Below are 24,328 nucleotides of genomic sequence, written 5' to 3'. Positions count from 1 at the left end.
GGTCCTCACCTTCCCATCGGCTGACGCGGCATCGCGGCGGTCACGGTCGGGACCGGGGGACGTACGGCCGGATCGCGGGCCTCATGGCCTCCTTCGGAGTCCCAGACCTCTTCCACGGACCGCTCGGCCTCGTACACCGTCCGCCGGCGCGCCGCCTCCTCCATCAACCGGCTCGCGGTCGATGTGCCCAGTGGGTCGCTCGCGGCGGCCATCAGCCAGGCGGCCGAGACGGGGGTCGTCTGGGGCGGGACCACCAGGAGGTTCCAGCGGCCTGTGCGGTACGAGAGCAACATCAGTTCGTGCGGGTCCTGCTCGGCCAGGAACCAGCCCACCTTCACCACGTGCCCGGCGACCGGCACCTTGCGCGGAACGACCGGCCAGTGGGTGGGATTCACCGTGACGCGGGTGATCCGCCCCCACAGCGGGTCCAGTACGGCGGCCAGGGAGGGGAGTTCGGCCCCGAGGTCGCGGGAGCGGGGCCACCATGCGCCGTCCAGCAGAGCCGGTGCGGGACCGGCGGGAGCCAGCGACAGACGGAGAGAGGACGCTGAGGACGAACGGTCGTCGGCTTCGGCTTCGGCTGTCGGCGGGAGGGAAATGGTCGCAGTCATGACGCGAACCCTGCCCCGGGCCGACCGCAACCGGCCCGGCGTATTCAATCGCCGAAAACGACACGAGCCTGGAAGCCGGTGCGCGAAGAATCCTCGGTGGTTCCAGCCTACTCCTCGGACAGGCCCAACGGATCGTACGGCCAAGGGAGAAGCGGCCCCACGCGCCTGCGCCCGGGACCTTCGGGGAGTAGCGTGAACTCACCGGGAGCATTTCGCACCTCGGCCCCGATGCCGGTGTCGTTCCCGGTGAGCGACGACGCCGGGCCACTGCCCCGCACGGCAGTCCGGAGACAGGTTTCGCACCATGTCCGCGACCACCTCTCATCCCCCGCTACGAGCCGTTCCCTTCAGGGCCCCGACGGCGCGCCTCGCGCTGAGGTCCGAGGGGTCCGAGAGCCCGTCCGCGGGGCGCGCCGAACTGGACGGCGCCTGGTGGCCCCGCTCCCGCGACCTGGCGGGCGAGCTCTCCGCCTTGGCGGACGTGCTGGACCCGCTGTGGGGGCGGATCACCCGGGTCGCGCTCAACCCCCGCCACTGGCCGAACCTCCCGCCCAGGCTCGTCGTCAACGGCCATGTGGTGAAGGTCGGTTGGCTCACCTCTGAGCTGGATCGGCACCGGATCGTTCTGCTGTCCTACTCCGCGGGCCGCTGGAACCTCCTGGTGATTCCCCCGGAGACCGACGCCCCCTCGGCCGCACGGCTGATGACCACCGCGAGCGCCGACGCCGGCCCGTCGATGCCCGCGACCGCGATTCGGCCCCGTGCTCTTCGTCGCCGACCTGGCCTGCTTCGCGATGCGGTTGCCTGCGCGCCCTGACGACCAGGTCCTCGTGCCGACCGTGCGAGCGGGTTCCTCACAGGGGACCATGGGTGACAGAGGTGTCGGTTCCCCTGATGCTGATGCGCCCGCGGCCTTCGGAGGGAGGCCGCCGTCACTGGAGGGCGGCGTAGTGCAGAACGCGGTGCCCGGTGCGGGAGGTGAGGAGCCGTCGCGGCCGGCCGCAGCCGCGTCGGGTTTCTGGCGCCAGGTCGTCGAGCAGCTGAGCACGGCCCTGATGGTGGTCGACCCGGCCGGACGGATCCTCGCCGTCAACCCGGCCGCCGAACGGCTGCTGGGCCGGGCCGCCGCCGCGATGCACGGCAAGGACGCGCACGAGTTGCTGCACCGGGACACGGACGGCGGCGCGCTCCTGCGGGAGCGGTGCCCGCTCCTGCACGCGCTGGCCACGGGAGCCGCCGCGCGCGGTGAGGGCGACAACCATCTGCGCGGTGACGGGCGCCTGGTCACGATCTCCTGGTCCGCTTCCCCTCTCACGGTCGGCGGCTCCTACCAGGGCATGGCCGTGCTGTTCACCGACATCACGGGCGACCGCACCGCGGGCCGGGAACGCGCGGCCTACACGAGTGCCCTGGAGGACCTCACCGAGCGGCTGACGCTGGTCGCGGAGATCACCGACGTACTGGGCCAGACCCTGGAGACCGACGAGGCCCTCGCCCGGCTGGGCCGCCTGCTGGTTCCCCGCCTCGCCGACTGGGCGGCGGTGGACCTCCGGACCGGTTCCGGGAAGGTCCACCGGGTGGCGGTGACCGGTCCCGCGGGCCGGGCCGCCGGGCTGGAAGGCGGGCGGGAGCGCCTCCCCGAGACGGGGGCGGCCGACCGCTCACCTCTTGTCCAGGTGCTGCGGGGAGGCGATCCCGTGCTGCACAGCGAGCGGGACGCGGCGGAGACGGCGGAGACGGCGGCACCGCCCGGCTCGCCCCTGGCCGCCGTCCACAGCCACTTCCTGCGGACAGTGCGCGCGACGTCCGCCATCACGGTCCCGCTCGGCTCGAAGCGGCAGATCACCGGCGCCCTGACGCTGGTGCGCACCGACCCGGCGCACCCCTTCGACGCCGAGGACCTGGAGGTGGTGAGCGACATCGGCCGCCGGGTCGGCCTGGTCATCGACAACGCACGGCGGTTCGGCCGCCAGCGCGCCGTCGCCGAGGCCATGCAGCACAACCTGCTCGCCCCGCTGCCCCAGCCCGGCCGTCTGCGGCTGGCCGCCCGCTACCAGCCCGCCCCGGCCGGTTCCCAGGTCGGCGGCGACTGGTACGACGCGTTCGAGCTGAAGGACGGCACCCTGATGCTGGTCATCGGCGACGTCGTGGGCCACGACCTGACCGCGGCGGCCGGGATGGCGCAACTGCACGGCATCCTGCGCGCCCTGGCCTGGGACCACACCGGGCCTCCCGGCGCCGTCGTCGACCGTCTCGACGACGCCATGCCCGCCATCACCACCGTCCCCATGGCCACCCTCGTCCTCGCCCGGGTCGAAGGCCCCTCGCAGGCCGGACCGTGGACACTGCGGTGGACCAGCGCCGGACATCCGCCGCCCCTCCTCCTGACCCCCGGAGGACACGCGCAGTACCTCGAAGCCGGACAGGGACTGGTCCTCGGCGCCCCCGTGGGCACCGGCGAGAGCCGGCCGAACGCCACCCACCCCCTGCCACCGGGCTCCACCCTGCTGCTCTACACCGACGGCCTGATCGAGATCCCCGGCAGCGACCTCGGCACCGGCCTGGACCGGCTGCGCCGCCATGCCCTGGCGCTCGCCCACGCGCCACTGGACACACTGTGCGACCAGCTGCTCGCCCGTATGCCGCCCGGCAGCACCGACGACGTGGCCCTCCTCGCCCTGCGTCTGCCGACGCCGTGACCGGGGACCCCCAGGACCGCAGCGCTTCGGTGGTCCCGCTGTCCAAGCGGCTCACCGGCAGGACGCCGAGCGCGGCGCCATGGTCGGTGATCCGACCTCTGGTGGTGCCCGGACCGGTGGGGCGGTCGCGGCGGGGCCGGCTGCCGCCGGCGGCCGGGACAGCACCGCGCGACGGAGTACGGTGGAGGCACTGAGGGCATGTCGCACACCGGCTCCCGCGCCGGTCTCGTCCTCGGCGAGACACACTCGCCGGTAGACCCGCCGAACCCCGGGGTCTCCCGAGACAGGTCGGCATGATGGCCTCGGCCCCCGAACCCTTCACGGCTCTCCCCCAGCGCTCCTCGGCGCCTGTTTCCACCCCTCCCTCCCGGCCTTCCCGCTCCTCCCGCCTCCGCCCGAGCGGGCAGCCCGGCGCCGCGCGGGGCCTTTCCGCCACCGGCTCGCGGCCGGAGCCCGACCCGTGCAGGACCGTCCTGCTGTTCTTCACCACCGGCGCCGTCGCCCCATGGCACAGCGGTCCGCGGTACCCGGCCGACTGACCGTCAGGGTTGCGACCACGTGGCCGGCACCGGGCCACGCGCAAGAGGCCGGCCGCCGCGAGGCGTTGAGGCGGCGTCGCCCGGCTCACGGCACTGGCACTGGCACGCGCACAGGGGACGGAGACGACATCCCTGCCGGAGTCGACCGCCACGCCTGACCGAACCAGCCACTCCACCAGTACCTGAAGGAACCCTCATGACCACACCTGAAGGAACCCTCATGACCGCCACAGTGCCACCGCTCCCGCCCGCCAGCCCTCACCTCCGTCTGCGCCTGGCACCCCACAGCCCCCTGCCGCGCCGCTTCGACGGCGTGTGGTGGCCCCGTTCCTACGACCTCCTGGCGGAGCTTCCCGAGTTGCTCGCCGGGCTGCCGCCCGCCTGGGGGCACATCGCCGGCATCACCGTGAACGGAGCGGCCTGGTCCGCGGCACCGGGGCGGATGCTCGTGTGCAACAAGGTCGTACGACTGCGCAAGGCCGCCGCGCGGCATGCCCTGGACACCGTGGTCCTGCTCGCCCCCGGCCACGGCCGCTGGGACCTTCTGGTCGTGCCGCCCGACACCACCGAGGAGGATGCCGCGCCGCTCATGACCGGTGCGCTGAGCTCCCCCGCCTGACGTCGACGGGCTCACCCGGCGCCCGCGCGACCGTCCCTCAGGGCGCCGCGCTCCCGGTCCCGGTGTCGATGAGGATCTGTTCCGCCCGGGTGACGTTGTCGGGCCGCACGGCCTGGGCCATGGCGGCGTGCGCGGCCTCGGGCGTCGCGTTCGGCGGAATCACCAGCAGCGAGAAGATGTCCTCTTCCCCCCGGGTGATCAGGACGGTGTCGTCACCGACGGCGAAGGAGTCGATGTGCACCACACGGTCGTCGACGACGATCCGCGTCGGGAGCCCTTCCCAGCCCACGGCGTCCAGCCCTACCCGGGTGACGGGACCGAGGTGTTCGGCGAGGGCCGTCACGAGGGCGGGCAGCTCGGCACCGATGTCCCGGGACCGCGGCCACCACGCCCCGTCGAGGATGCCCTCGTGCGATGTCGTCGTCTCCAGTCGGAGCAGTGCGCTCCCGGGCCGCAGGTCGGAGAGATCAACACTGGGCAGATGCTGTGAACCCGGGGGCGTGTCGGAGTCGACCATGAGGAACCTGCCCGTCTTCGGGGTTCGGCGTCTGCGGCGAACACGGGATCGGAAGGTGCCTTCACCACGTTACTCCGCGTGGTGCGGTGAAGCCGCTCGCGGCCGCGCGGTCCCTTGAAGGCACGATTCTGCCGTCCGCTGTCGCAGCCGGACGGCAGGAGCGGGCGGACGAATGGAACGCCGGCTCACTGCCGAACCGGCACGCGATACGACCTCCGCCCACCGTGTCCCCGAACACCTCCGGCCGAAACGCCCACGCGGAGCTTCGGGCGCGGGCACCGCGCATCACCACCGCGAGGAGGGGCGGAGCGCCGGAGTACAGTCGAAGATCCGCTCCACTGATCCGTGACGAGACGACGAGGTCGCCATGCAGCAGCCCACGGAACCACCCCGGGAAGGGCATGCCGACGTACGCATCGTCGCGGCCTCCCCCGAGGTCGCCCGGCGCGTCGCGGAGGTGCTCCGTCGTTGCTTCGCGGCCACCGAGCAGCGCAGCTATCCCGCCGGCGCGGGGGGAGGAACGCGCCTCGAACTCGTCGTCGACACGACGCGGGCGGCGGAACCGGCGCGGTCCTGGCTGGAGACCAGCCGGTCCCCGGAGAAGGATCACGGGAGCGAGTGAGGCGCCGGCCGGGAGCGGTCCGTTCGGCCTGTTCGGGGAGTAGCGTGAGGTCATCGGGAGCATTTCGCGCACCGGCCCCGATACCGGTGTCGTTCCTGGTGAGCAAAGACGCCGGACAACTGCTCACGCGCAGGGGGTCCGGAGACGGGTCCGCACGATGTCCGCGACCGACGACCGTTCTCCGCTGAGCGCCATACCTTTCACGACCCCGACCGCACGACTCGCCCTCAGACCTGTGAGCTGCCCTCCTGCCGGGCACGTCGAACTGGACGGCGCCTGGTGGCCCCGCTCACGCGACCTGACGCAGGAACTCCCCCCACTGGCGGGCGTACTGGAGCCGCTGTGGGGCCGGATCACCCGGATCGCCGTCAATCCCCGCTACTGGCCGATCCTTCCGCACAGGATCTTCGTCAACGGCCATGTGGTGAAGGTCGGTTGGTTCACCTCTGAGCTGGATCCGCACAAGATCCTGCTGCTGTCCGGAACGGCGGGGCCCTGGGACCTCCTGGTGATTCCCCCGGAGACCGCCGACCCCTCGGCCGCCCGGCTGCTGACCGCCGCGAGCGCGGGCACCGGCCCGCATTCGACCGCGTCCGCCCTCATGGCGGCGGAACAGCCCGACGGCACCCCCTCGTCGTACGAGGCCGGGCCGCTCCGGCGGGCAGATGACGCCGCCGCGCTCCCCGCTGCGGCCGTCAGCGCCGCGGTGGCCTGGTGAGCCTCCGGGCAGAAGACGGGCCGGCCGGGTTCCCGGCAGCCTGAAGCAGGCCGCCGGGAAGGCCGGAAGTGCCTTCGGGCGGCGAACCCATCACCACTCATCACCACTCATCACCACGGAAACGGTGCATACGACGATGTACGACCAGACACGCGCCCAGCAGCCCGCCGACCGGCCCGCCGACCCCGGCGGGCACCGCTCCCTGGGCCCCGACCCGCTGATCCCGTCCGATGGACGGGACAAGGTCGTCCGGCGTCTCGGACACGCCGTGAACGCCTTCGCGGACGCACCGCGCGAGGCCCTGAAGGAGGCCGAGAGCGCCTTCGACGAAGCCACCGACGCGCTGCTCAAGGCCCTCGCGGAACGGCGACGTGTGCTGCGCGCGGGCTGGCAGGACCAGGACCCCGAGACGCAGAACACCGAACTCCGGCTCGCACTGCGGGAGTACCGGGAGATCACCGGGCGGCTGCTGCGGGCGTGAACCGGGCGGCTGCCGCGCGCACGAGCGGCCACAGCGCCGCCGGCGCGTCGGCGCCCCGCCGGGTGGTGCGGCCGGCCAACGGACCGGAACGCGCGGGCCACGCCCGGGACTTGGGCAGGCGGGGCTCCCGGCGCCCGGCCGGGGCACCTCGCGGGACGCGACCGCCGGTGCGCGCGTCTTCCGACGGCCGCCGCCGGTCATCCGAGCCTCGGCGGCGGCCGTCCGAGACTCCCCACGCGGCCGAATCCCCCTTCACGGGCGCGCGATACGGGAGCCGTGTGCCCCGCATCGGACCGTGCGACGGCACGCGGGAGGCACCGCGCCGGTCTCGCGACGAGGGGAAGCAGGACGGGGTGAGCAGGAGCCGGCCCACAACGGGCTACGGAAAGCCGACTGCTCTACAGAGGCCGCGAATTTGTCCTTGCCCGAGGACTGGGGGCACAGGCAGCCGCCGGGCTGCCGAACCGCGTGCGTTCCGACGGAATCCTGTGCACGGCGGGGTACCGCAAGCCTAGGCGGACTCCCCCGAGGTGAGAACCCCCGCGAGCGATCGAGAATCCCTCGGACGGCCCGGCCGCCGAGGCACCGGGGCGGAGTAGCGTGGACGAACCGGGAGTTGCCCGTACGCCGGCTCCCCGTCGGCGTCCTTCTCGGCGCACCACGACACCGGTCCGCCGCACGGCGGCCCGGGGACAGGGACCGCGACATGAACGCGCCCATCGGTCAACGCGCCTCGCCCGACCGGACACCGCCCGCCCCGCTTCGGCCCGCCCGCCTCACCCTGCGCCCGCCGGCCTTCCCGCCCGGCCCCGTGAGCGGCGCCTGGTGGCCCCGTTCCGACGACTTGCGGGCCGAACTGCCCGCGCTCATCGCAGCGTTCGACAGGTCGTGGGGGCGGGTGAGCCGTGTGGCCGCTCACCGCGACGCCTGGCCCCAGGCACCGTGCGAGCTGCCGGTCGCCGGCCACACGGTGCGGGCGGCGTGGTTCACGTCCGGGTTCGACCCGCACGCCATCCGGCTCTTCGCCTATGGCGTCGGACGCCGGGACCTGTTGGTCGTCCCGCCCGGCACCGGGACGGCCACGGCCGGGCGGCTGATGACGGCCGCCGCCGATCCCGCGCTCCGCCTCACCGCGAGCGCGCTCCTTCAGGACGCGGGAGGAAGTCGCCCGGCGCGTGACCGGTGACCTGCGCGATGCCGCGCCGCCGACGCCCGGTCCATCCGCTTCCGGTTGGCGATCACCCGCACGGGGCATCAGCACCGGGCAGGCCCGGCGGGGGAGAACATGCCGCGGACCGGAGAGCGGCCACGGCCATGGTGGTCGGGTGGCCCAGGAGGGGAAGTGATTCGCCATGCGTACGCATCGGCGTACCCATCGGCGTTCCGCAGGAGTTGAGTACCTGCTGCCCGACGAGGCCGAATCGGCGGGCAGGGCACGCAAGTTGACCTCGGAGTTCCTCGCCCGGAGCGACCACCGAAGGGCGGGGCTCGACGCCGAGCACATCGACGACGCGACGCTCATCGTCTCCGAGTTGGTCACCAACGCCACTCGGCACGGCGGCAGCTGCCGTCTGCGCCTGCACGTGTCGGACACCCAGGTGACCGTCGAGGTCTACGACGGCAGCACCGGCCGACCGGGCGTGCGGCCGTTGACGACCTGGGGTGAGAGCGGGCGGGGCCTCGCCATGGTGCGGTGCCTGGCGCAGCACTTCGACATCGATCCGGTCGACGGGGGCGGCAACAGAGTGCGCGCGGTGCTGGCCCTGTGACCGGCCCGGACATCGTTCCTCGGCCCGCCGGCACCCGCCCGGGCGTAGGCTGGACGTACCGAGGGCTCTTCGCGCAGCGCGACCGGCGGTGCCGTTCCCGGACGAGTGACGAAACGGGCAGCCGTCCTCGGCTCCCGGGACGGGACCGCACGATGGAACCCAGCACGACGCCGGCCGAAGGCCCACTCGCGGACCCCGGGCACACCTACCGCATGCCCCTGCCCCGCCTGGCCCTCACCCCGGAAGTCAGCCACGGCCCGCTGGACGGCGCGTGGTGGCCACGCTGTGACTCCCTGGAACTGGAACTGCCCTCGCTCGTCGCCGCGTTGGAACCGGACCGGGGCAGCACGGTGCGCATCACCGTGGACGCCGCCCAATGGCCCGACCCACCGCACACGATCATGGCGCCCGGTCAGGTGATCGCCGTGGACGTGACCGGATCCGCGGACGAAGCGCACGTCATCACCCTGGACTGCGACACCGTCGGACGCTGGGTGCTCCTGGTGGTCCCGCCGCAGGAGCCCGCCGACACAGCAGCCCGGCTGATGGCCGCCGCGGCCGACCCCGAGCTCCACCTCGGGGCGAGCACGCTCCTGACCCGCTGACGGGGAAATATCTGTCGGCGCAAAGGGAGAATTAGGCACGCGGCACCGAGAATATTCCCCGCGCCAGCCGATTGAGCGGAATTATTCGCGGCACATCGTCGAGCATTACGTGCTACTGTCTAATCAGGTTGCAGTTGTGGTTGCCAAAAGGTTTATTTTCCGACGGGCAGATCATCACGGCGACACGAAGCGCGCACAGGGCGGGCTTCGAGCACCGTTTCCGAAGGAGAATTGACATGGTTACCGGCACTGTGAAGTGGTTCAACGCCGAAAAGGGCTTCGGCTTCATCGCGCAGGACGGCGGCGGCGCCGACGTCTTCGCCCACTACTCGAACATCGCCACCCAGGGCTTCCGCGAGCTCCAGGAAGGCCAGAAGGTGTCGTTCGAGATCGCGCAGGGCCAGAAGGGCCCGACCGCCGAGAACATCGTTCCGGCCTGACCACGGCACCGAAGCATACTTCGCAGCTGGGGCCCGCACCTTGGGGTGCGGGCCCCAGCTCGCTGCATTTTCAGGGAAAATCTCCCCTGTTATCCCCTGCTCGTTCTCGCAATTCTCTGCGCCGTTCATCGTGCTGCGGGAATTCCTTGACACGCGCCCGCATCGAGGAAGGCTCCGCATGAACCGAGCACGCGCTCAACACCCCCGTCGAACCACACACGCCACCCGCCGCTCCAAGGGCAGCGCAGGCCGCCAGGCCGCGCCCCGCGGCGAGTTCACGCTGCCGAAGACGGTCGTGCCCGCACTGCCCGCGGTCGAGTCGTTCACCGAACTCGCCCTGCCGGCGCCGCTGCTGGCCGCGCTCGGCCACGAGGGCGTGACCGTGCCGTTCCCGATCCAGGCGGCGACCCTGCCGAACTCCCTGGCCGGCCGTGACGTACTCGGCCGTGGCCGCACCGGTTCGGGCAAGACGCTCGCCTTCGGCCTCCCGGTACTGGCCCGTACGGCGGGACGGCGAGCCGAGCCGCGGCGGCCACTGGCCCTGATTCTCGTCCCCACCCGGGAACTCGCCCAGCAGGTCACCGACGCGCTCACCCCGTACGCCCGCGCCGTACGGCTGCGACTGGCCACCGTGGTCGGCGGGATGTCGCTCGGCAGGCAGGCGAACGCGCTGCGGACCGGGGCGGAGGTCGTCGTCGCGACACCGGGGCGGCTGAAGGACCTCATCGACCGGGGCGACTGCCTGCTGGGCGAGGTCGCCGTGACCGTCCTGGACGAGGCGGACCAGATGACCGACATGGGGTTCATGCCCCAGGTCACCGCGCTGCTCGACCAGGTGCGTCCCGGGGGCCAGCGGATGCTCTTCTCGGCCACCCTGGACCGCAACGTCGACAAGCTGGTACGCCGCTATCTGACCGACCCGGTGGTCCACTCCGTCGACCCGTCGGCGGGTGCCGTCACCACGATGGAACACCACGTGCTCCATGTGCACGAGACGGACAAGCACCGCACGACCACCGAGATCGCGGCCCGGGACGGCCGGGTCATCATGTTCCTGGACACCAAGCACGCGGTGGACCGGCTGACCAGGCACCTCCTCGGCAGCGGTGTCCGCGCCGCCGCCCTGCACGGCGGCCGGTCCCAGCCGCAGCGCACCCGGACCCTCGCGCAGTTCAAGAGCGGGCAGGTGACGGCGCTGGTGGCGACCAATGTCGCGGCGCGCGGCATCCACGTCGAGGGCCTCGATCTGGTCGTCAACGTGGATCCGCCCGGCGACCACAAGGACTACCTGCACCGCGGCGGCCGTACGGCGCGCGCCGGTGAGTCCGGCAGCGTCGTCACCCTGGTGACGCCGGGCCAGCGCCGCGAGGTGAGCCGGTTGATGGCCTCGGCCGGCATCGCCCCGACGATCACCGCGGTGCGCTCGGGAGAGGCGGAACTCAGCCGCATCACCGGCGCCAAAGCCCCGACCGGCGTCCCGGTCGTCATCACCGCACCGCCCGCGGAGCCGTCCCGGCGAGCCACGGCCCGTACGTCGGCCTCGGCCCGAGGCCGTCGAGGGCGCGCCGCTCGGGGCGGGCCGGCCGGACAGCGCCGCGCAGCATGACAGGTCGCCGGTCCGTCGCCGACCGGCGACGGCGGACGGCCCGCGCACAGCCGTCGCGATCAGAACACATCCGCCCGTACCGCAGGAGGCAGCTGTGACACCGCTTCAGATGCACCGAAACCCGACCGCCCTCGACGTCATGGCCCGCATCGACCACCTGGACGCGATCGAACTGCGCGTGTTCGACGACATGACCGTCGAGGTGGCCCTGTCCATCATGGCCGGTGCCGGTGTGGAGCACCTGCTCCTGTGCGACGGGGACGACGAACGCACCGGCTCGGTGACCCGGGCCGAACTCGCCGTCCACCGCGGCAGTTCCGGCTACACGGACAGCGTCCGGCTGCGGGACGTCCTCGGCGCACCGCGCCCGACGCGGTAGCCCTTGGCCCCGGCCCTCTCCGTGCAGTCCGTTCCGCGCGACAGAGGCTCGGCGCACGCCGAAGCTCCACCTGACAGAGGAGATGGGGCGCATGTGCGCTCGTCCCGACCCGCCCGAGCCTTTCCCGACGCCCGAACTGTTCGACGAATGCCGGATGGTGCACGCCCACGGCGAGCTGGACCTGAGCTCGGTGGCACCCCTGGTGCACGCTCTGGAGGGTGCCCGCAGCGGACGCGGGCGCGTCTTCCTCATAGTGGACCTCCGCGAGGTGACCTTCGCGGACGGAAGCATCCTGCGTCCGCTGTGCGAGGCGTGGGACGACTGCCGGGCCCGGCGGGGCTGGGTCCGCGTCGTCCACAACAGCCTGGGCATCGACCTCGTCCTGCTCGGCGGCGGCGTACTCGGCCGTTTCCCGGCCTATGCCAGCGCCCAGGACGCCTGGCGCGGAACGCCTACGGCAGCGCGTGGCGCAGCACCCGCCCCCGCATCGACGTGTACTGCCGACGGAGCGGCCCGGTGACGTACGGCAGTCCGTGCCGCCGGGCGCAGACCTCCCGCAGGTCCTAGGCGTCGAGGACGAGCGGACCTGCCGCTGCGTTGACGCAGGTCTGGATCAACTCGCCGGGTTCTCCGTGCACTTCACCGGTCCGCAGATCCCGGATCCGGCTGTTCGGGATCGGGTGCGCTGTGCGGGAGTACGACGGTGTCCCGGGCGGCGGGTGGTCGGCGGCGGCGGGCGAGGGTGCGCAGGATTCCCATCACCGGGGTGATGCCGCTGCCCGCCGTCACGAACAGCATCCGTTCCGGCGGCGGCTCGGGCAGTACGAACTCCCCCTGGGCGGGCCCGAGTCGCAACACCGTGCCGGGCGGGGAGCACCCGGTCGCCGGGCCGTGCGGTGATCGAGTACGTCCGCCAGTGCCGTACACCGTCGATCTCCACCCCCCACCGGCAGATACTGCCCGGCACGGTGCCCGGACCAGCCACGCCCCGGCCGGATCGTCAGGGTGGCCGCCATGGGACTCGGGAGGGTTCAGCCGAGTGACCGGTCGACGGACCCGTACGACAGGCCCGGCATCGGCGAGGGCCGCTGCGGAGCGGTCCGGCAGGTGAAGCCCAGACGGACCAGCTCGGCGGCGGTGAAGTCGCGCGGGTCCTGGCCGGTGATCACCACTCCCACCTGCTTGACGGGGTACACCCGTTCCCCGATCACGACACCCTCCCTCGTCACGGGCTCGGGCCTGATGTTCTCCATCGACATCTCCACCCCGGCCTTGGACAGGTCGAAGGGGTAACGGGCGATCACACAGCGCATGGTGCCTCACCAGGGTCGGGAGGGATCCGGGACGGATCCGGGACGGATGGAACGTGAGCGGGCGGCAGAGCGGCGGGGGGTCCGGCCGCCGGTCAGTGGAGTACAAGCAGTCGGCCGGGAGCGAGGTGTGAAGCCTCGCGGGCCTCGGCCGACGGACGGCGCCAGCCCCAGGACAGCAGCGCTTCGAGCGTGTCCGCGTTGGCACGGTCGACCAGCGTGACACCGAGCGCGGCAGCGTGATCGATCAGCAGCCGCTTCTGGAGGCGCCGGGCGAGGTTCCAGTCACGGCTCTGGTCCTGGGTGCGTACCCGTCGCTCGACGAGAATGTCGACGATCGCGAAGAGCCCTCCGGAGGCGGCGACGCGCAGCAGGCTCTCCGGGAGGTACCCGTCGAGGCCGTCCCACCAGGGCCCGTCGCCGCGCACGGGGAAGCCGTAAGCGCACGCCGTGAGGACGACGGCGCCCAAGGGGCCGTCGCTCTCCGCCACGAGCAGTTCGAAACCCGGCCGCCGCATATGGCCCGCGAGCCGTCGCCGGAACGCGGCGGACCGGTCCTGGTCCGACGGGTCCGAGGCCCGCACCTGGCCACACGAGGTGCGCGTGTACAGCTCGCCGAGCTCTCGCATGCGGTCGTCGATCTGACACCGCGTCAGCGCACGGACGAGCTCGCCCTTCTCGGGTGAGGGCCCCTGCCGACGCCGCTGCGGCGGCGCCTTGGGAAGCGTCGGCCACCGGCCCGTTGTCCCGGGGTGGGCGGTCTCCGGGCGCTCCGGCGTGTTCACGGTCATGGGCGAACCCTGCTCCGGTCCGGACAGGTCCGGCCCGGTGTCGTCGTTCGCCGAGAACGGCACCGGCGTGGGAGTCGGCACACGGAGAGCCCTCGGTACCTCCGAGCCTACGCCGCCGGTGCGGCGGACGAGCGCATCCACACCATCCAACCCGGGGAGAGCAATATCTGTACCCGCGAAATGAGAAATAGGAGTGGCGTGCGGCGAGTATTCCTCGACCGGCTGGCGGAGGGGAATTACCCACCACGCAAGGCCGATCGCACCGTGCTACTGTCGATCTCAGTTGCAGGTGTGGTTGCCAGAAGGTTTTTCCGACGGCTGATCACCACGGCGACACGGGAATACGCGCAGGGCGCACTCCCGTACACCGCCTCCGAAGGAGAAACAACATGGCTACTGGCACCGTGAAGTGGTTCAACGCGGAAAAGGGCTTCGGCTTCATCGAGCAGGACGGCGGCGGCGCCGACGTCTTCGCCCACTACTCGAACATCGCCACCCAGGGCTTCCGTGAGCTGCTGGAGGGCCAGAAGGTGTCGTTCGACATCGCGCAGGGCCAGAAGGGCCCGACGGCCGAGAACATCGTTCCCGCCTGACGCACCGGCACTGACGCATACTTCGCGGCTGGGGCCCGCACCTTGGGGTGCGGGCCCCAGCTCGCTGCATTTTCAGGGAAAATCGCCCCTGCTGTCTCCTGCTCGTTCTGGCGATTCTCTGCGCCGCTCATTCTGCTGCGGGAATTCCTTGATACGACCGCTCCAACGGTTATGGAAACCGACAGCCCGGTCGGCCCGCTCTCCTTCTCCCCGCGACTTCTTCCCTGTGAGGCATCATGCGCTGTGTCATCGCCAGGTACCCGTTCGAGCTGACCAAGGCCGGGGTGCTGGCCTCGATGAAGGGCGTCAGGCCCGAGCTCGTCACGGGGGCGTCCGTGACCATCGGCCGCCGCCGCTACCCCGTCAAGCAGGTGGGCCGGGTCATCACTCGACAGGACCCCCGTGATTTCACGGCCGGCGAAGTAGTGCGCGCCATGACGGGTCTCGGCTTCACCTGCCACGACCGCCCGGAGGGCGCGCCCGTGGGCGTGGGCGGACCCGCTCTCGTCCACACCACGTCCGCGCTGCTCGGCGGCGCCGGCGCCGTGGCCGTGTGAGAACGGGCGGGAGACCGCCCTCAGGAGCCCGGTGGGGGCCCTGCCGACGCGCGTCGGCAGGGCCCCCACCGTCGCGTCGCCGCCCGCCCGGAAAGCGCCGGCGGGCGAGATGCAGGACCTCTCACCGGGACCGATCGCCGCAACAATCTTCCTCCCCCAGAAGGGTGAAACCTTCTCTTGCCGGAGTAGATTTTTGTTCCTGGCGTGGGTATTCTTCTTCTCGTAGACACGGTCGACGAGATCCGCCAGACACGAACTGGCGGGTGTTCCATCAGTGGTTGGTTCAGAGAGGAACGGAGGAGCAGACGCCATCAGGATCGCCCGGCCCGAGGAGCACTCGGCCCGGGTACCGCAAGACCCCGGAATGGATGGTGGTCCCCGGTCAAGCAGCTGCGATCCCCCGCACCCCCCGCTGTCGGGCCGGGTAGCGGAAACAGAAGGTCGGCACAGCAGTAGGGCCGACAGATGGTGTTCAATTTCCTTCGGGGCCCTGGTGCCGTACGGCACCAGGGCCCCTCGACGCGTTGCACAGTGAGGTGGCATGACATCGGACAACCCCCTGAATGATCGTCTGGACGACGACGACTACCCCGCGTACTCGATGGGCCGGGCAGCCGAGATGCTCGGCGCCACCCCGGCCTTCCTGCGGGCCATCGGCGAGGCGCGTCTGATCACTCCGCTCCGCTCGGAGGGAGGACACCGCCGGTACTCCCGCTACCAACTGCGGATCGCCGCGCGCGCCCGGGAGCTCGTCGACAAGGGGACTCCGATCGAGGCCGCGTGCCGCATCGTCATCCTCGAGGACCAGCTCGAGGAAGCGCAGCGCATCAACACCGAGTACCGTCGTGCCGCCGACGAATCGGCGGACCGTGCCGGCTCCAGCTCCGCCTGAACCCACGGGCACGCCGTGCCCGACGGTTCTCAGGACCGTGGACGGATCGACGTTCCCGAAGCGTCGAGTGCGCCCACGGCCGCGTGGACATGAGCCGGGCCGCGACGCAGCCGTTCCCCCGCGCACCACCAGGACAGTCGCCCTTCCGCGTCCTCCCTCGGATGCATGCCCAGGTCATGCTCGGGGCACAGAGGCCACGCCTGCCACAGAAGCTCCACGACGGTCTCCTGCGCGGCATCGGCGACGCTCGCCAGTGCAGAGGCAGGGCTGTCCTGGGAGTTCGGGTCCAGGGGGTTGCCGTGCCACTCGCCGGTGGCCGTGGCGACGTAGACGTTCTCCGGCTCACCCGCGTCGTACGGCGGAAGGGCCAGCAGTTGCAGGGGTTCCAGCCGGGGAAGCGTCACCGCGAGGTCCCGGTTCAGAAGGGCGAGGGCCTGCTCCCACACGGGGTATTCGCCCGGCGTGACGCGGCGAGGCGAAGGGGGGTCGAAGAGGGCACACATGGACACCATCCTCCGCCACGGCCCCAACCGCTCAACAAGGAAGCGGAGGAGGCGCCCTGGCGGGGTGGACGGGGGGCTGAGTAAGAAAAAAGCCCTGCGCATCTTCACGGCAACCTTTCCGGTCTCTCTGGCCACTCAGTGGTGTCCGGCCAAGTGGTCCGGTCACGTGCGACAGGTGAAAGAGAGCACAGGCATGCCCCTGGAACGAGAGCGCAGACATGTCGGCGGACACCGTGCCGACGACGGTGCGCACAGTGGTCGTCCGAAGCATCGTGGTCGTCGGTTGCTCGCGCGGCGGGGGCTCTGGGGAGGGCTCGCCATGGTGGTCGTGGCCGGCTCGGCTGTCGTGGTCAGCCAGGCTTCGGCGGACCAGAAGCAGAACACCCTGGATCTGAAGAAGTGGTACGTGCTGGTCAACCACAACAGCGGCAAGGTGCTGGACGACCGCGGCTCCGCCAAGAGCGACGGCGCGGCGGTGGTGCAGTGGGCGCGCCACGGCGGGGCCAACCAGCAGTGGCGGTTCATCGACTCGGGTGACGGTTACTACCGGCTGAAGAACCGGACCTCCGGCAAGGTGCTGGACGACCTCGGCTGGTCGAAGGCCGCCGGCTCCGCCCTCGTGCAGTGGAAGGACCTGAACGGCAGCAACCAGCAGTTCAAGCTGGCCAAGTCGTCCGACGGCTACGTGCGTCTGGTCAATCGCTTCAGCGGCATGGCCGTCGGTGTCCACAAGGCCGTCAAGGCCAACGGGGGCAACGTTGTCCAGAACCGCGACCGGAGCAGCGCCGATCAGCAGTGGAAGCTCGTCGCGGTCGGGAACGTCAGCGGCGGCGGTACGCCCACCACGCCGGGCAGCACCGCTCCCGTGAGCCCGGCTCCGAGCAACCCGCGCCCCTCGTCCTCGCCTTCGTCCGCGTCTCCGTCGCCCACGAGCGGTGGCGGCAGCTCGGCGAAGCGGTTCCTGGGCAGTGACAAGGTGGTCATCGGCGGCTCGATGACCGACGCCTCGGCGAACGCCGCGCCGTTCGACGCGCGCTACGCCTATGTGCACAGCCAGCCCGCGCCCTCGTCTGACTACTACACGGCAGCGAAGTGCAAGGACGGCTGGTCGAACTGGTGGGGCTGCTGGAACGGCAGCACCACGGCGCCCGGCACGTACGTGACCTGGCGGGACCAGGTGGCGTCCCAGGCGACGTACAAGGGCAAGTCCCGTCCGCAGAAGATGCTGTGGACCTGGTACTCGTTGCGCGACCTCGGCGATGCGGCGGGCGAGGGTGACGGTCCGGGTGAGGTCAAGGCCATCAACCGGGTCGACCTGCTCACCCGGTACCTGAACGACTACCGTTTCTTCCTCCAGAAGATCGGCACGTCGCACGACGCGATCGATCTTGAGCCCGACTTCTGGGGATTCGCCCGGTCGCTCGGCAATCTCCACCAGGTTCCCGCGCAGGTCTCGGCCGCCAATCCGAAGGATTGCGGGTCGCAGGAGAACAGCGCCGCCGGACTCGCCCAGTGCTTGATACAGATGACGCGCAAGTACGCGCCGAACGCCGGCGTGGGGCTGCACCTCTCCTGCTTCGACTGGGAGAGCAACCTCCAGAAGTGCGTCAAGGACTACGCGGACCTCGGGGCGAAGAACGCCGACTTCCTGGTCAGCGATGTGTCGGACCGCGACGCCGGCTGGTACGCACAGTCGGCCCACGGCGGCCTTGACAAGTTCTGGACCGACCAGAAGGCCGCCGCCTCGCTGAAGTTCTACAAGACGATGGCCGAGTCCGTGGGCAAGCCGGTGGTCCTGTGGCAGATCCCCGTGGGCAACATGGCGCAGAACAACACCCTCAACCACTACAAGGACGACAAGGTGGACTGGTTCTTCGGACACATGGACCAGGTGGCGAACGCCCATGTCGCCGGCCTGTTCTTCGGTCCGGGGCAGCAGGAACAGACCACGGTCGAGTCCGACGGCGGAAACCTGATCAACAAGACGATCGCCTATCACAACTCGGGTGGTACAGCGATTAAGTAGCGGTGCAGCACTCAGGTAGGTGAAGACGACGAAAGGCGCCCCCCTCTCTTCGAGGGGGGCGCCTTTCGTCGTCTTCGTCGGCCTGAGGGTCCTCGGGCTGAGGGTCCTCGGCCTGAGGGTCAGCGCTTCAGGGTGAGGACACCCGGCCGGTACGGCAGCTTCGCGTAGTCGGTGCCGTCCGATGCGGGGTTCCTGCCCTGGTAGAGGAACTGCAGGTTGCAGGGGTCGATGGTCATGGTCTGGTCGGGGTTGTCGCGGACCAGGTCACCGTGGCTGATGTCGTTGGTCCAGGTGGCACCGCTGTTGGCCTTGCCCGCGAAGGGGCTGCTCTCGCTGCCGGCCTGCACGGCCCACGGGCCGTTGAGGCTGGAGGCCGTGAACGAGCGGAAGTAGCGCCCGTTCGCACCCATCGCCTCGACGATCATGAGGTACTGGTTCTGGCCCTGGACCTTGTAGACCTCCGGCGCCTCGAACAGCTTCGCCTTCGTGTCGCTCATGACCGTCGTGTAGGACGAGCCGAAGCTGCCCGGGAAGTTCCCGAGCGGCATGGACGACTTGTAGATCTTGCCGTTGTCATCGGCGAAGAACAGGTACATGTTCTTGTCGTCGGCGATCACGGTCGGGTCGATCGGGGTGCCTCCCGAGCCTGCGGGAAGGCTGCCGGTGAACAGCTCCTTCGGCGCGGACCAGCCGTTGGGGTCGGTGGGGTCGCTGGACGTGCGGTAGCTGAAGGGCCAGGAGGTACCCCACCCGTTCGAGACCAGCACCCAGATCTTCTTGGGCGCGAAGTAGAACAGCTTCGGCGCCACCGCGGAACCGCTGATCTTGGTCTGGGTGGCCGTCGCCATGTCCGACCAGTTCGTGAACGGACGGAAGGTCATCGCGCCCCACTGCGATCCGGTGGAGGTGGTCGCGTAGACCAGGTGCTTGCCGTTGTACGTCACGGTGGTGAAGTCCTTCAGCGCGACCGACCCGTTCGCCGGCTCCGCCAGCGGGCCCGTCGAGGTCCACTTGTACGTCGACGGAAGAGCACACGTGTCGCTCTTCGGCGCCGCGGTCGTGTCGCTCGTCGGCGCCGCGGCCGGCTGGAAGGTCCAGCGCTGGTTGGCACCGCCGTTGGTGTCCCAGATCTGGACGGGCGTGCCGTTGGCGGTCTTGCCGCCGGGGAGGTCCAGCGCCCGGCCGCTCGCGACGTTGGTCAGCGTGTAGGTGCCGTCGCTGTTCCGGCTCGCCTTCCAGTGCTGGTGGGCGCCGCCGTTGGCGTCCCAGAGCGTCGGCTTCGTCCCGTTGGCCTTCTGGTTCAACGGCTCGTCCAGGACCCGGCCGCTGGCGACGTTGGTCAGGGTGTAGGAGCCGTCGCTGTTCTGGGTGGCCTTCCACTGCTGGTTGGCGGCGCCGCTGGCGTCCCACACCTGGAGCGGGGTGCCGTTGGCCTTCTGCCCGGCGGGCACGTCGAGAACGCGTCCGGCGGCCGCGTTGGAGAGCGTGTAGACGGTGCCGGACGTGATGCCCCCGGCCTGCGTGCCGCTGCCGCTGCCGCTGCCGCTGCTGCCGCCCAGGGCGGTGCGCACCGCGTCGTAGGCGGGCTTCTTGTTGCCGCTGTTGTCGAACAGCAGCGCGTTCTCACCGGTGCGCCAGGAGTCGCTGTCGCGGATGCCCCAGACCGTGATGCCCGTGCAGCGCGCCACGTTGGTGCACGCCTTGACGGCGTTGGTGTAGGCGGTGGCCGACGCCTGGGCGATGTCGAGCTCGGTGATCTGTACGTCCACGCCGAGCGCGGCGAAGTTGGACAGCGTGGTCTGGAAGCTGGCCGGCGGGCCGCTCGCGCCGAAGTGGCTCTGGAAGCCGACGCAGTCGATCGGCACACCGCGGGACTTGAAGTCCTTGACCATCTTGTAGACGCCCTGGGTCTTGGCGTCGGTCCAGTTCTCGATGTTGTAGTCGTTGTAGCAGAGCTTGGCGGCGGGGTCGGCGGTCCGGGCGGTGCGGAAGGCCTCCTCGATGAAGCCGTTGCCCAGGACGTCCTGGAACACGGAGCTGCGGTGCTGCCCGCTGCCGCCGTCGGCGAAGGCCTCGTTGACCACGTCCCAGGCGTAGATCTTGCCCTTGTAGTGGGTCATCTCCTGGGTGATGTGGTTCTTCATCACCGAGCGCAGGGTGCCGGCGTCGCTGATGGACTTGACCCAGGCGGGCAGTTGGGAGTGCCACACCAGGGTGTGGCCGCGCAGGCGCTGGCCGTGCGCGGAGGCGTGGTCGACGATCCGGTCGGCGGCCCCGAAGGTGAAGTTGCCGCGGGAGGGCTCGATGGCGTCCCACTTCATCTCGTTCTCCGGGGTGATCATCTTGAATTCCCGGTCGAGAAGAGTGGAGTACGTCGAGTCCCCGAGCCTGCCCGCGGCCACTGCCGTGCCGAAGTAACGGCCGCTGCCGGCCGCCGCCTCGGCGGCCGTGGCCGGTGCGGCGGCCTCCGGCGAGCGTGCGGCCAGGGCGACCAGTGGTACGGCGGCGCCCGCGGCGGCGAGAACCACGGAGGCGGCGATCACGCGGCGGGTCGCCGGTCGGCGACGATGAGAGCGGTTCTGATCTGACAACGGTATGTCCTTCTGGCGCGGCGGGACTTGATCCGGTCCCGGTCACCCGCCAGTTGCCGCCACGCGCAGCAATGGTTGCCGCGATCAAGGGAGGCATTCGCACGGCCGCCGTCGTCGCCCTGCCGCCCGGCCGCGTTCACCCCGTCGGGGCGAACCCTCCCCGGCCGCGTTCACCGCGTCGGGGCGAACCCTCCCCGGACCGACGCGGAGCCGCCCGTACCCTGCGCGTCGACGCGGTAGCCGTCACCCGCGGCACTGCGCTTGCCCGCGCCGCCGTTGTTGAACTGTACGGCGAACTCATGGGTCCCGGCCGGCACGGTCTGGCCCGGCTTGAGGACCCAGCGGTAGACCAGCGCGCCGCCGGCGTCCTGGACGGTGAGGGTGAAGTCGTCCCCCGGCAGGGTCTGCCAGGTGCCGGTGTTCTTCGCCCCGCCGGTCTGCACGATCCGGATCTCGACCGTGAGCGCGGTGAGCGGCTGCGTCGTCTTGAGGACGAGGTCGCTCTGCGTCCAGTAGACGGTGCTCTTCGCATCCACCGACCCGGCCGACCGCAGCGGACCGTCCTGGCTCTCGCCGACGGTCGGCGAGGGACTGGTGGTCGTGGCCGACGGAGTCGGACGCGAGCTGCCCGGGGCGGTGGCCGGGGGCGGCGTGACCGGGGTGGGGCGGGCCGAGGTCGGGGGCGGGGAGCTGACGGCCGGGGGCAGGTCGGCGGGCGTGGTCACGGTGGGCTTCGGCGAGGGCGGCGGGGTCGCGACCATGGCGGCGACGGCGAGGCCGCCGGTCGTCAGGATGCCGCCGGCGGCGAGCCCGGCGAGGGCGACCCTGGTGCCGGACCGCGCGAACGGTCGCGCGCGGTGCCGGACGGCGGGGCCGGCCATGCCGCGTTCCACCCGGGCCAGCATCCGCGCGCGGTCGGGCTGGTGGGCCTCCGCGGCCTCGCGCAGCCGACGGTCGATGTCCTCGTTCACCGGTTCCTCCTCCTCCCAGGCACCAGGTCCCCGGCCGCGTGTGCGCCCAGGAGCTTCTGCAGCTCGGCCATTCCCTTCGAGGTCTGGCTCTTCACCGTTCCGACCGATATGCCCAGCGCCGCCGCCGTGTCCTTCTCCGACAGGTCGAGGGCGTGTCTCAGCACCACGCAGGCACGCTTGCGGTACGGCAGCCGGGCGAGCGCCGCGCGGACGTCCAGCACGGCCGCCGCGTCCGGCCCCTCCACCTTCTCGGGGCTGCGGGACCAGAACAGCGTGATCCGGCGTCGCTCCCGGACCGTGCTGCGGATCCGTCCCCGCGCCAGGTTGGCCACCACACCGCGGGCGTAGGCGAGCGGGTGATCGGCCTGCTGCAACCGGTCCCAGCGCTGCCACAGGGCGACCAGGGCATCCGCCGCGAGGTCGTCCGCCGCGTCGGCCTCGCCGGTCAGGAGGTGTGCCAGACGGGCGAGTTCGGCGTAGTGGCGTTCGAAGAACTCGTGGAACTCCGCGGACGCGTCATCGAGGACCATCCCCCGGTCGCCCTCTCCTTGCCGTGAAGTGTGCGTTAGTTGCGCGTTTAACAACAACGGGGGGCGCAGCCTAACAGGGCCCATCCCGGGATTCGAACGGCGGTCGTGCACGGGTGCGGGGCGGCGCAGGCCGGCCGGTGGGCTGGTCAAGGCCGGGCGAACCGGACGCCGGTCGGCCGCACGACGTCCGGCGGTACGGCGGTGCCGTCGACGACCGGTCGCGCCAAGGGAATGCCCCTGACCGTTCCGCGCCTGCGCCACGGTTGCGGCGCGGCGTGCTGTGTTGCCCTCATGCCCGTCCATCCGGTAGTTCGACTCGGCCTTCCGGCTCCCAGTTGTCGCAGCGGACGAGAAGGTTGCCGCGCCGACGCAGTTTTTTTCGCCCGGCGGCCCGGCGCGCGGTGGCTCAGGGGCCCCGAGGGTGCAACCGGGACGGCCGGTCGAACCGAAGGGTGGAGTGGGCCGGACGCCGGGCGCGGGTGCCGTGCGGTACCGCCGCGCACCCACCTGCGGTTTCGGTGGTACCGGAACCAATCCGTCCGCGCGTCCGGCCCGGATTACGTCTGTAAACGCCCGACCTCGGAGGCCACCCTGTGAAAGAAGCCGTGCACATCGGCACGAACCCCTCGTCGGAGCCAGGTCTCCAGGAGTTGGTGGGCCGGGTGGCGCTGGGCGACGAGGAGGCGTTCGCCGCCGTATACGACGCCGTCGCGGGGCCTGTTCTCGGGGTCGTCCGGGCTGTCCTGCGGGACCAGGCGCAGTCGGAGGAGGTCGCCCAGGAGGTCCTGGTGGAGGTGTGGCGTACCGCCCCGCGGTACCGGCCGGACCGCGGGACGGCCATGAACTGGATCCTCACGCTGTCGCACCGGCGGGCCATCGACCGGGTGCGGTCGGTGGAGGCCGCGGCGGCGCGGGATCACAAGGCCGCCCTGCTGGACCGGACGCCCGAGTTCGACGAGGTGACCGAGCAGGTCGAGGCCCGGCTGGAGCGGGAACAGGTGCGGCGCTGTGTGCGCACGCTGACCGAGATCCAGCGCCAGGCCGTCACGCTCGCCTACTACCGCGGGCTCACCTACCGTCAGGTCGCGGAGGCGCTGTCGCTTCCGCTGGGCACCGTGAAGACCCGGCTGCGGGACGGACTCATCCGGCTGCGCGACTGCTTGGGGGTGACCGCGTGACGACCACCGATCTGCACCGGCTGACGGGCGCCTACGCCCTGCACGCGCTGTCCGGCGAGGAGACGGCCGCGTTCGAGCGGCACCTCGCGGGCTGCGAGGCGTGTGCGCAGGAGGCCGCCGAACTGTCCGCCACCGCGGCCCGGCTGGGGCTGGCCGTCGCGGTGTCGCCCCCCGGCGCCCTGCGTGAGCGGGTGCTGCGCCGGATCGGCAGCGTCCGGCAGCAGCCACCGGACGGGGCCGATCCGGCCCGCCCGGGCAGGGTCCGGCCGCGCGGCCGGATGCTGTCCCGGTGGGCGCTGGCCGCCTGCCTCGCGGCCGCCGCCGCGTTCGGCGGTACGGCGGTCTGGCAGCACCAGCGGGCCGAGGACGCGACCCGTGAGGCCCGCCGGGCCCGGCAGGCGACGGACGAGATCGCCGCCGTGCTGGCCGCGCCGGACGCCAGGGCACGGGCCGCCTCGTTCGGTGACGGGTCCACCGGCACGGTGGTCGTCTCCCGGAGCAGGGACCAGGCCGTGTTCGTCGTCGCGGGCATGCCGCATCCGGCGCGCGGCAAGGTCTACCAGTTGTGGTTCGACGAGGACGGCGCCATGCGGTCGGCGGGTCTGATGGACCCCGGCCGGACCGACCAGGCCGTCCTGCTGCGGGGCGCGGTCGACGGGGCCTCGGGCATGGGGGTCACGGTCGAACCGGCGGGCGGCAGTGAGCGTCCCACCTCCGCCCCGCTCGCCCTGCTGTCCTTCCCGGCCTGACCGGGGAAGCGGACCGCGAAAAACCGCCCGGC

28 protein-coding genes are annotated in these 24,328 nt (G+C 71.4%); 19 read left to right on the top strand and 9 right to left on the bottom strand.

Features of this window, described 5'->3' with window-relative positions:
• Positions 1 to 5: 5 nt before the first annotated feature.
• Positions 6 to 611: a DUF5994 family protein gene (locus EJC51_RS25980; RefSeq protein WP_126273288.1), complete on the bottom strand. Its 606-nt coding sequence runs from the start codon at positions 609 to 611 to the stop codon at positions 6 to 8.
• A 304-nt stretch (positions 612 to 915) separates the two neighbouring features.
• Between EJC51_RS25980 and EJC51_RS25975 the strand changes: the two genes are divergently transcribed.
• From EJC51_RS25975 to EJC51_RS25965, 3 genes are all read left to right on the top strand, one after another.
• Positions 916 to 1,428 carry a DUF5994 family protein gene (locus tag EJC51_RS25975; RefSeq protein WP_126273287.1) on the top strand — a complete coding sequence of 171 codons (513 nt, stop codon included), beginning with the start codon at positions 916 to 918 and terminating at the stop codon, positions 1,426 to 1,428.
• 133 nt (positions 1,429 to 1,561) lie between these two features.
• On the top strand, positions 1,562 to 3,310 hold the full coding sequence (locus EJC51_RS25970; protein WP_244362849.1) for a SpoIIE family protein phosphatase: 1,749 nt from the start codon (positions 1,562 to 1,564) through the stop codon (positions 3,308 to 3,310).
• A gap of 759 nt (positions 3,311 to 4,069) precedes the next feature.
• The gene (locus EJC51_RS25965; protein ID WP_126273285.1) at positions 4,070 to 4,468 is read left to right on the top strand and encodes a DUF5994 family protein; all 399 of its coding nucleotides are present in this window, start codon (positions 4,070 to 4,072) and stop codon (positions 4,466 to 4,468) included.
• 37 nt (positions 4,469 to 4,505) lie between these two features.
• Here the strand turns inward: EJC51_RS25965 and EJC51_RS25960 are convergent, their stop codons facing one another.
• Entirely contained in the window at positions 4,506 to 4,985 is a 480-nt protein-coding gene (locus tag EJC51_RS25960) for a DUF5994 family protein (RefSeq protein ID WP_126273284.1), read from the bottom strand.
• Positions 4,986 to 5,352: 367 nt separating this feature from the next.
• On the opposite strand from EJC51_RS25960, the gene EJC51_RS25955 reads away from it, so the two are divergent.
• The 10 genes from EJC51_RS25955 to EJC51_RS25910 all read left to right on the top strand — a co-directional run bounded on the left by EJC51_RS25955 (position 5,353) and on the right by EJC51_RS25910 (position 12,125).
• Positions 5,353 to 5,607: a hypothetical protein gene (locus EJC51_RS25955; protein WP_126273283.1), complete on the top strand. Its 255-nt coding sequence runs from the start codon at positions 5,353 to 5,355 to the stop codon at positions 5,605 to 5,607.
• 235 nt (positions 5,608 to 5,842) lie between these two features.
• Entirely contained in the window at positions 5,843 to 6,325 is a 483-nt protein-coding gene (locus EJC51_RS25950) for a DUF5994 family protein (protein ID WP_126273282.1), read from the top strand.
• A gap of 136 nt (positions 6,326 to 6,461) precedes the next feature.
• The gene (locus tag EJC51_RS25945) at positions 6,462 to 6,806 is read left to right on the top strand and encodes a hypothetical protein (RefSeq protein WP_126273281.1); all 345 of its coding nucleotides are present in this window, start codon (positions 6,462 to 6,464) and stop codon (positions 6,804 to 6,806) included.
• Between the two features lie 706 nt (positions 6,807 to 7,512).
• Positions 7,513 to 7,992, top strand: coding sequence for a DUF5994 family protein (locus EJC51_RS25940; RefSeq protein WP_126273280.1), 480 nt, complete (start codon positions 7,513 to 7,515; stop codon positions 7,990 to 7,992).
• Between the two features lie 166 nt (positions 7,993 to 8,158).
• On the top strand, positions 8,159 to 8,575 hold the full coding sequence (locus tag EJC51_RS25935) for an ATP-binding protein (RefSeq protein WP_126273279.1): 417 nt from the start codon (positions 8,159 to 8,161) through the stop codon (positions 8,573 to 8,575).
• Between the two features lie 152 nt (positions 8,576 to 8,727).
• Positions 8,728 to 9,180 (top strand): DUF5994 family protein, encoded by a 453-nt coding sequence (locus tag EJC51_RS25930; protein ID WP_244362847.1) that lies wholly within the window; start codon positions 8,728 to 8,730, stop codon positions 9,178 to 9,180.
• A 236-nt stretch (positions 9,181 to 9,416) separates the two neighbouring features.
• Entirely contained in the window at positions 9,417 to 9,620 is a 204-nt protein-coding gene (locus EJC51_RS25925; protein ID WP_126273278.1) for a cold-shock protein, read from the top strand.
• 178 nt (positions 9,621 to 9,798) lie between these two features.
• Positions 9,799 to 11,226, top strand: a complete 1,428-nt coding sequence (locus EJC51_RS25920; protein WP_126273277.1) for a DEAD/DEAH box helicase — start codon at positions 9,799 to 9,801, stop codon at positions 11,224 to 11,226.
• A gap of 139 nt (positions 11,227 to 11,365) precedes the next feature.
• The gene (locus EJC51_RS25915; RefSeq protein ID WP_126277133.1) at positions 11,366 to 11,605 is read left to right on the top strand and encodes a CBS domain-containing protein; all 240 of its coding nucleotides are present in this window, start codon (positions 11,366 to 11,368) and stop codon (positions 11,603 to 11,605) included.
• 91 nt (positions 11,606 to 11,696) lie between these two features.
• Positions 11,697 to 12,125, top strand: coding sequence for an STAS domain-containing protein (locus EJC51_RS25910; protein WP_208870743.1), 429 nt, complete (start codon positions 11,697 to 11,699; stop codon positions 12,123 to 12,125).
• 119 nt (positions 12,126 to 12,244) lie between these two features.
• Here EJC51_RS25910 and EJC51_RS49620 read toward each other — a convergent pair whose 3' ends face one another.
• From EJC51_RS49620 to EJC51_RS25895, 3 genes are all read right to left on the bottom strand, one after another.
• Entirely contained in the window at positions 12,245 to 12,532 is a 288-nt protein-coding gene (locus EJC51_RS49620; protein WP_425276805.1) for a ferredoxin reductase domain-containing protein, read from the bottom strand.
• A gap of 104 nt (positions 12,533 to 12,636) precedes the next feature.
• Positions 12,637 to 12,918 carry an SCO5918 family protein gene (locus EJC51_RS25900; RefSeq protein WP_126273276.1) on the bottom strand — a complete coding sequence of 94 codons (282 nt, stop codon included), beginning with the start codon at positions 12,916 to 12,918 and terminating at the stop codon, positions 12,637 to 12,639.
• A 92-nt stretch (positions 12,919 to 13,010) separates the two neighbouring features.
• Positions 13,011 to 13,787, bottom strand: a complete 777-nt coding sequence (locus EJC51_RS25895) for a hypothetical protein (protein ID WP_244362845.1) — start codon at positions 13,785 to 13,787, stop codon at positions 13,011 to 13,013.
• 308 nt (positions 13,788 to 14,095) lie between these two features.
• Between EJC51_RS25895 and EJC51_RS25890 the strand changes: the two genes are divergently transcribed.
• The 3 genes from EJC51_RS25890 to EJC51_RS25880 all read left to right on the top strand — a co-directional run bounded on the left by EJC51_RS25890 (position 14,096) and on the right by EJC51_RS25880 (position 15,748).
• On the top strand, positions 14,096 to 14,299 hold the full coding sequence (locus EJC51_RS25890) for a cold-shock protein (RefSeq protein ID WP_028799214.1): 204 nt from the start codon (positions 14,096 to 14,098) through the stop codon (positions 14,297 to 14,299).
• Between the two features lie 236 nt (positions 14,300 to 14,535).
• On the top strand, positions 14,536 to 14,856 hold the full coding sequence (locus tag EJC51_RS25885; RefSeq protein WP_126273275.1) for an SCO5918 family protein: 321 nt from the start codon (positions 14,536 to 14,538) through the stop codon (positions 14,854 to 14,856).
• 541 nt (positions 14,857 to 15,397) lie between these two features.
• Positions 15,398 to 15,748, top strand: coding sequence for a MerR family transcriptional regulator (locus EJC51_RS25880; RefSeq protein WP_126273274.1), 351 nt, complete (start codon positions 15,398 to 15,400; stop codon positions 15,746 to 15,748).
• 29 nt (positions 15,749 to 15,777) lie between these two features.
• Here EJC51_RS25880 and EJC51_RS25875 read toward each other — a convergent pair whose 3' ends face one another.
• Positions 15,778 to 16,251 carry a hypothetical protein gene (locus tag EJC51_RS25875; protein WP_126273273.1) on the bottom strand — a complete coding sequence of 158 codons (474 nt, stop codon included), beginning with the start codon at positions 16,249 to 16,251 and terminating at the stop codon, positions 15,778 to 15,780.
• A 319-nt stretch (positions 16,252 to 16,570) separates the two neighbouring features.
• Here EJC51_RS25875 and EJC51_RS25870 point away from each other — a divergent pair, with 319 nt between their 5' ends.
• Positions 16,571 to 18,277 carry an RICIN domain-containing protein gene (locus EJC51_RS25870; protein WP_126273272.1) on the top strand — a complete coding sequence of 569 codons (1,707 nt, stop codon included), beginning with the start codon at positions 16,571 to 16,573 and terminating at the stop codon, positions 18,275 to 18,277.
• A 119-nt stretch (positions 18,278 to 18,396) separates the two neighbouring features.
• On the opposite strand, the gene EJC51_RS25865 is transcribed toward EJC51_RS25870, so the two are convergent.
• The 3 genes from EJC51_RS25865 to EJC51_RS25855 all read right to left on the bottom strand — a co-directional run bounded on the left by EJC51_RS25865 (position 18,397) and on the right by EJC51_RS25855 (position 22,369).
• On the bottom strand, positions 18,397 to 20,820 hold the full coding sequence (locus tag EJC51_RS25865) for a non-reducing end alpha-L-arabinofuranosidase family hydrolase (protein WP_126277131.1): 2,424 nt from the start codon (positions 20,818 to 20,820) through the stop codon (positions 18,397 to 18,399).
• Between the two features lie 218 nt (positions 20,821 to 21,038).
• Positions 21,039 to 21,839 carry a superantigen-like protein SSL4 gene (locus EJC51_RS25860; protein ID WP_126273271.1) on the bottom strand — a complete coding sequence of 267 codons (801 nt, stop codon included), beginning with the start codon at positions 21,837 to 21,839 and terminating at the stop codon, positions 21,039 to 21,041.
• The gene (locus tag EJC51_RS25855; RefSeq protein ID WP_126273270.1) at positions 21,836 to 22,369 is read right to left on the bottom strand and encodes a SigE family RNA polymerase sigma factor; all 534 of its coding nucleotides are present in this window, start codon (positions 22,367 to 22,369) and stop codon (positions 21,836 to 21,838) included. Before EJC51_RS25855 ends, EJC51_RS25860 begins: the two co-directional genes overlap by 4 nt.
• Before the next feature lie 593 nt (positions 22,370 to 22,962).
• On the opposite strand from EJC51_RS25855, the gene EJC51_RS25850 reads away from it, so the two are divergent.
• Both EJC51_RS25850 and EJC51_RS25845 read left to right on the top strand, forming a co-directional pair.
• The gene (locus tag EJC51_RS25850; RefSeq protein WP_126273269.1) at positions 22,963 to 23,547 is read left to right on the top strand and encodes a sigma-70 family RNA polymerase sigma factor; all 585 of its coding nucleotides are present in this window, start codon (positions 22,963 to 22,965) and stop codon (positions 23,545 to 23,547) included.
• On the top strand, positions 23,544 to 24,296 hold the full coding sequence (locus tag EJC51_RS25845) for an anti-sigma factor (RefSeq protein WP_126273268.1): 753 nt from the start codon (positions 23,544 to 23,546) through the stop codon (positions 24,294 to 24,296). The genes EJC51_RS25850 and EJC51_RS25845 overlap by 4 nt, the downstream gene beginning before the upstream one ends.
• Positions 24,297 to 24,328: the final 32 nt, after the last annotated feature.

The organism is Streptomyces aquilus (assembly GCF_003955715.1).
Classification (GTDB): Bacteria; Actinomycetota; Actinomycetes; order Streptomycetales; family Streptomycetaceae; genus Streptomyces; species Streptomyces aquilus.
Note: the sequence above shows the minus strand (reverse complement) of the source record. Positions and strands in the feature narration are given on the sequence as shown.

Coding starts and splice junctions, on each gene's coding strand:
- EJC51_RS25935 (WP_126273279.1), top strand. CDS start 8,159: ATGCGTACGCATCGGCGTACCCATCGGCGTTCCGCAGGAGTTGAGTAC.
- EJC51_RS25855 (WP_126273270.1), bottom strand. CDS start 22,369: ATGGTCCTCGATGACGCGTCCGCGGAGTTCCACGAGTTCTTCGAACGC.
- EJC51_RS25925 (WP_126273278.1), top strand. CDS start 9,417: ATGGTTACCGGCACTGTGAAGTGGTTCAACGCCGAAAAGGGCTTCGGC.
- EJC51_RS25930 (WP_244362847.1), top strand. CDS start 8,728: ATGGAACCCAGCACGACGCCGGCCGAAGGCCCACTCGCGGACCCCGGG.
- EJC51_RS25875 (WP_126273273.1), bottom strand. CDS start 16,251: ATGTGTGCCCTCTTCGACCCCCCTTCGCCTCGCCGCGTCACGCCGGGC.
- EJC51_RS25920 (WP_126273277.1), top strand. CDS start 9,799: ATGAACCGAGCACGCGCTCAACACCCCCGTCGAACCACACACGCCACC.
- EJC51_RS25945 (WP_126273281.1), top strand. CDS start 6,462: ATGTACGACCAGACACGCGCCCAGCAGCCCGCCGACCGGCCCGCCGAC.
- EJC51_RS25910 (WP_208870743.1), top strand. CDS start 11,697: ATGTGCGCTCGTCCCGACCCGCCCGAGCCTTTCCCGACGCCCGAACTG.
- EJC51_RS25965 (WP_126273285.1), top strand. CDS start 4,070: ATGACCGCCACAGTGCCACCGCTCCCGCCCGCCAGCCCTCACCTCCGT.
- EJC51_RS25960 (WP_126273284.1), bottom strand. CDS start 4,985: ATGGTCGACTCCGACACGCCCCCGGGTTCACAGCATCTGCCCAGTGTT.
- EJC51_RS25940 (WP_126273280.1), top strand. CDS start 7,513: ATGAACGCGCCCATCGGTCAACGCGCCTCGCCCGACCGGACACCGCCC.
- EJC51_RS25885 (WP_126273275.1), top strand. CDS start 14,536: ATGCGCTGTGTCATCGCCAGGTACCCGTTCGAGCTGACCAAGGCCGGG.
- EJC51_RS25880 (WP_126273274.1), top strand. CDS start 15,398: ATGACATCGGACAACCCCCTGAATGATCGTCTGGACGACGACGACTAC.
- EJC51_RS25955 (WP_126273283.1), top strand. CDS start 5,353: ATGCAGCAGCCCACGGAACCACCCCGGGAAGGGCATGCCGACGTACGC.
- EJC51_RS25915 (WP_126277133.1), top strand. CDS start 11,366: ATGGCCCGCATCGACCACCTGGACGCGATCGAACTGCGCGTGTTCGAC.
- EJC51_RS25900 (WP_126273276.1), bottom strand. CDS start 12,918: ATGCGCTGTGTGATCGCCCGTTACCCCTTCGACCTGTCCAAGGCCGGG.
- EJC51_RS25980 (WP_126273288.1), bottom strand. CDS start 611: ATGACTGCGACCATTTCCCTCCCGCCGACAGCCGAAGCCGAAGCCGAC.
- EJC51_RS25975 (WP_126273287.1), top strand. CDS start 916: ATGTCCGCGACCACCTCTCATCCCCCGCTACGAGCCGTTCCCTTCAGG.
- EJC51_RS25890 (WP_028799214.1), top strand. CDS start 14,096: ATGGCTACTGGCACCGTGAAGTGGTTCAACGCGGAAAAGGGCTTCGGC.
- EJC51_RS25870 (WP_126273272.1), top strand. CDS start 16,571: ATGGTGGTCGTGGCCGGCTCGGCTGTCGTGGTCAGCCAGGCTTCGGCG.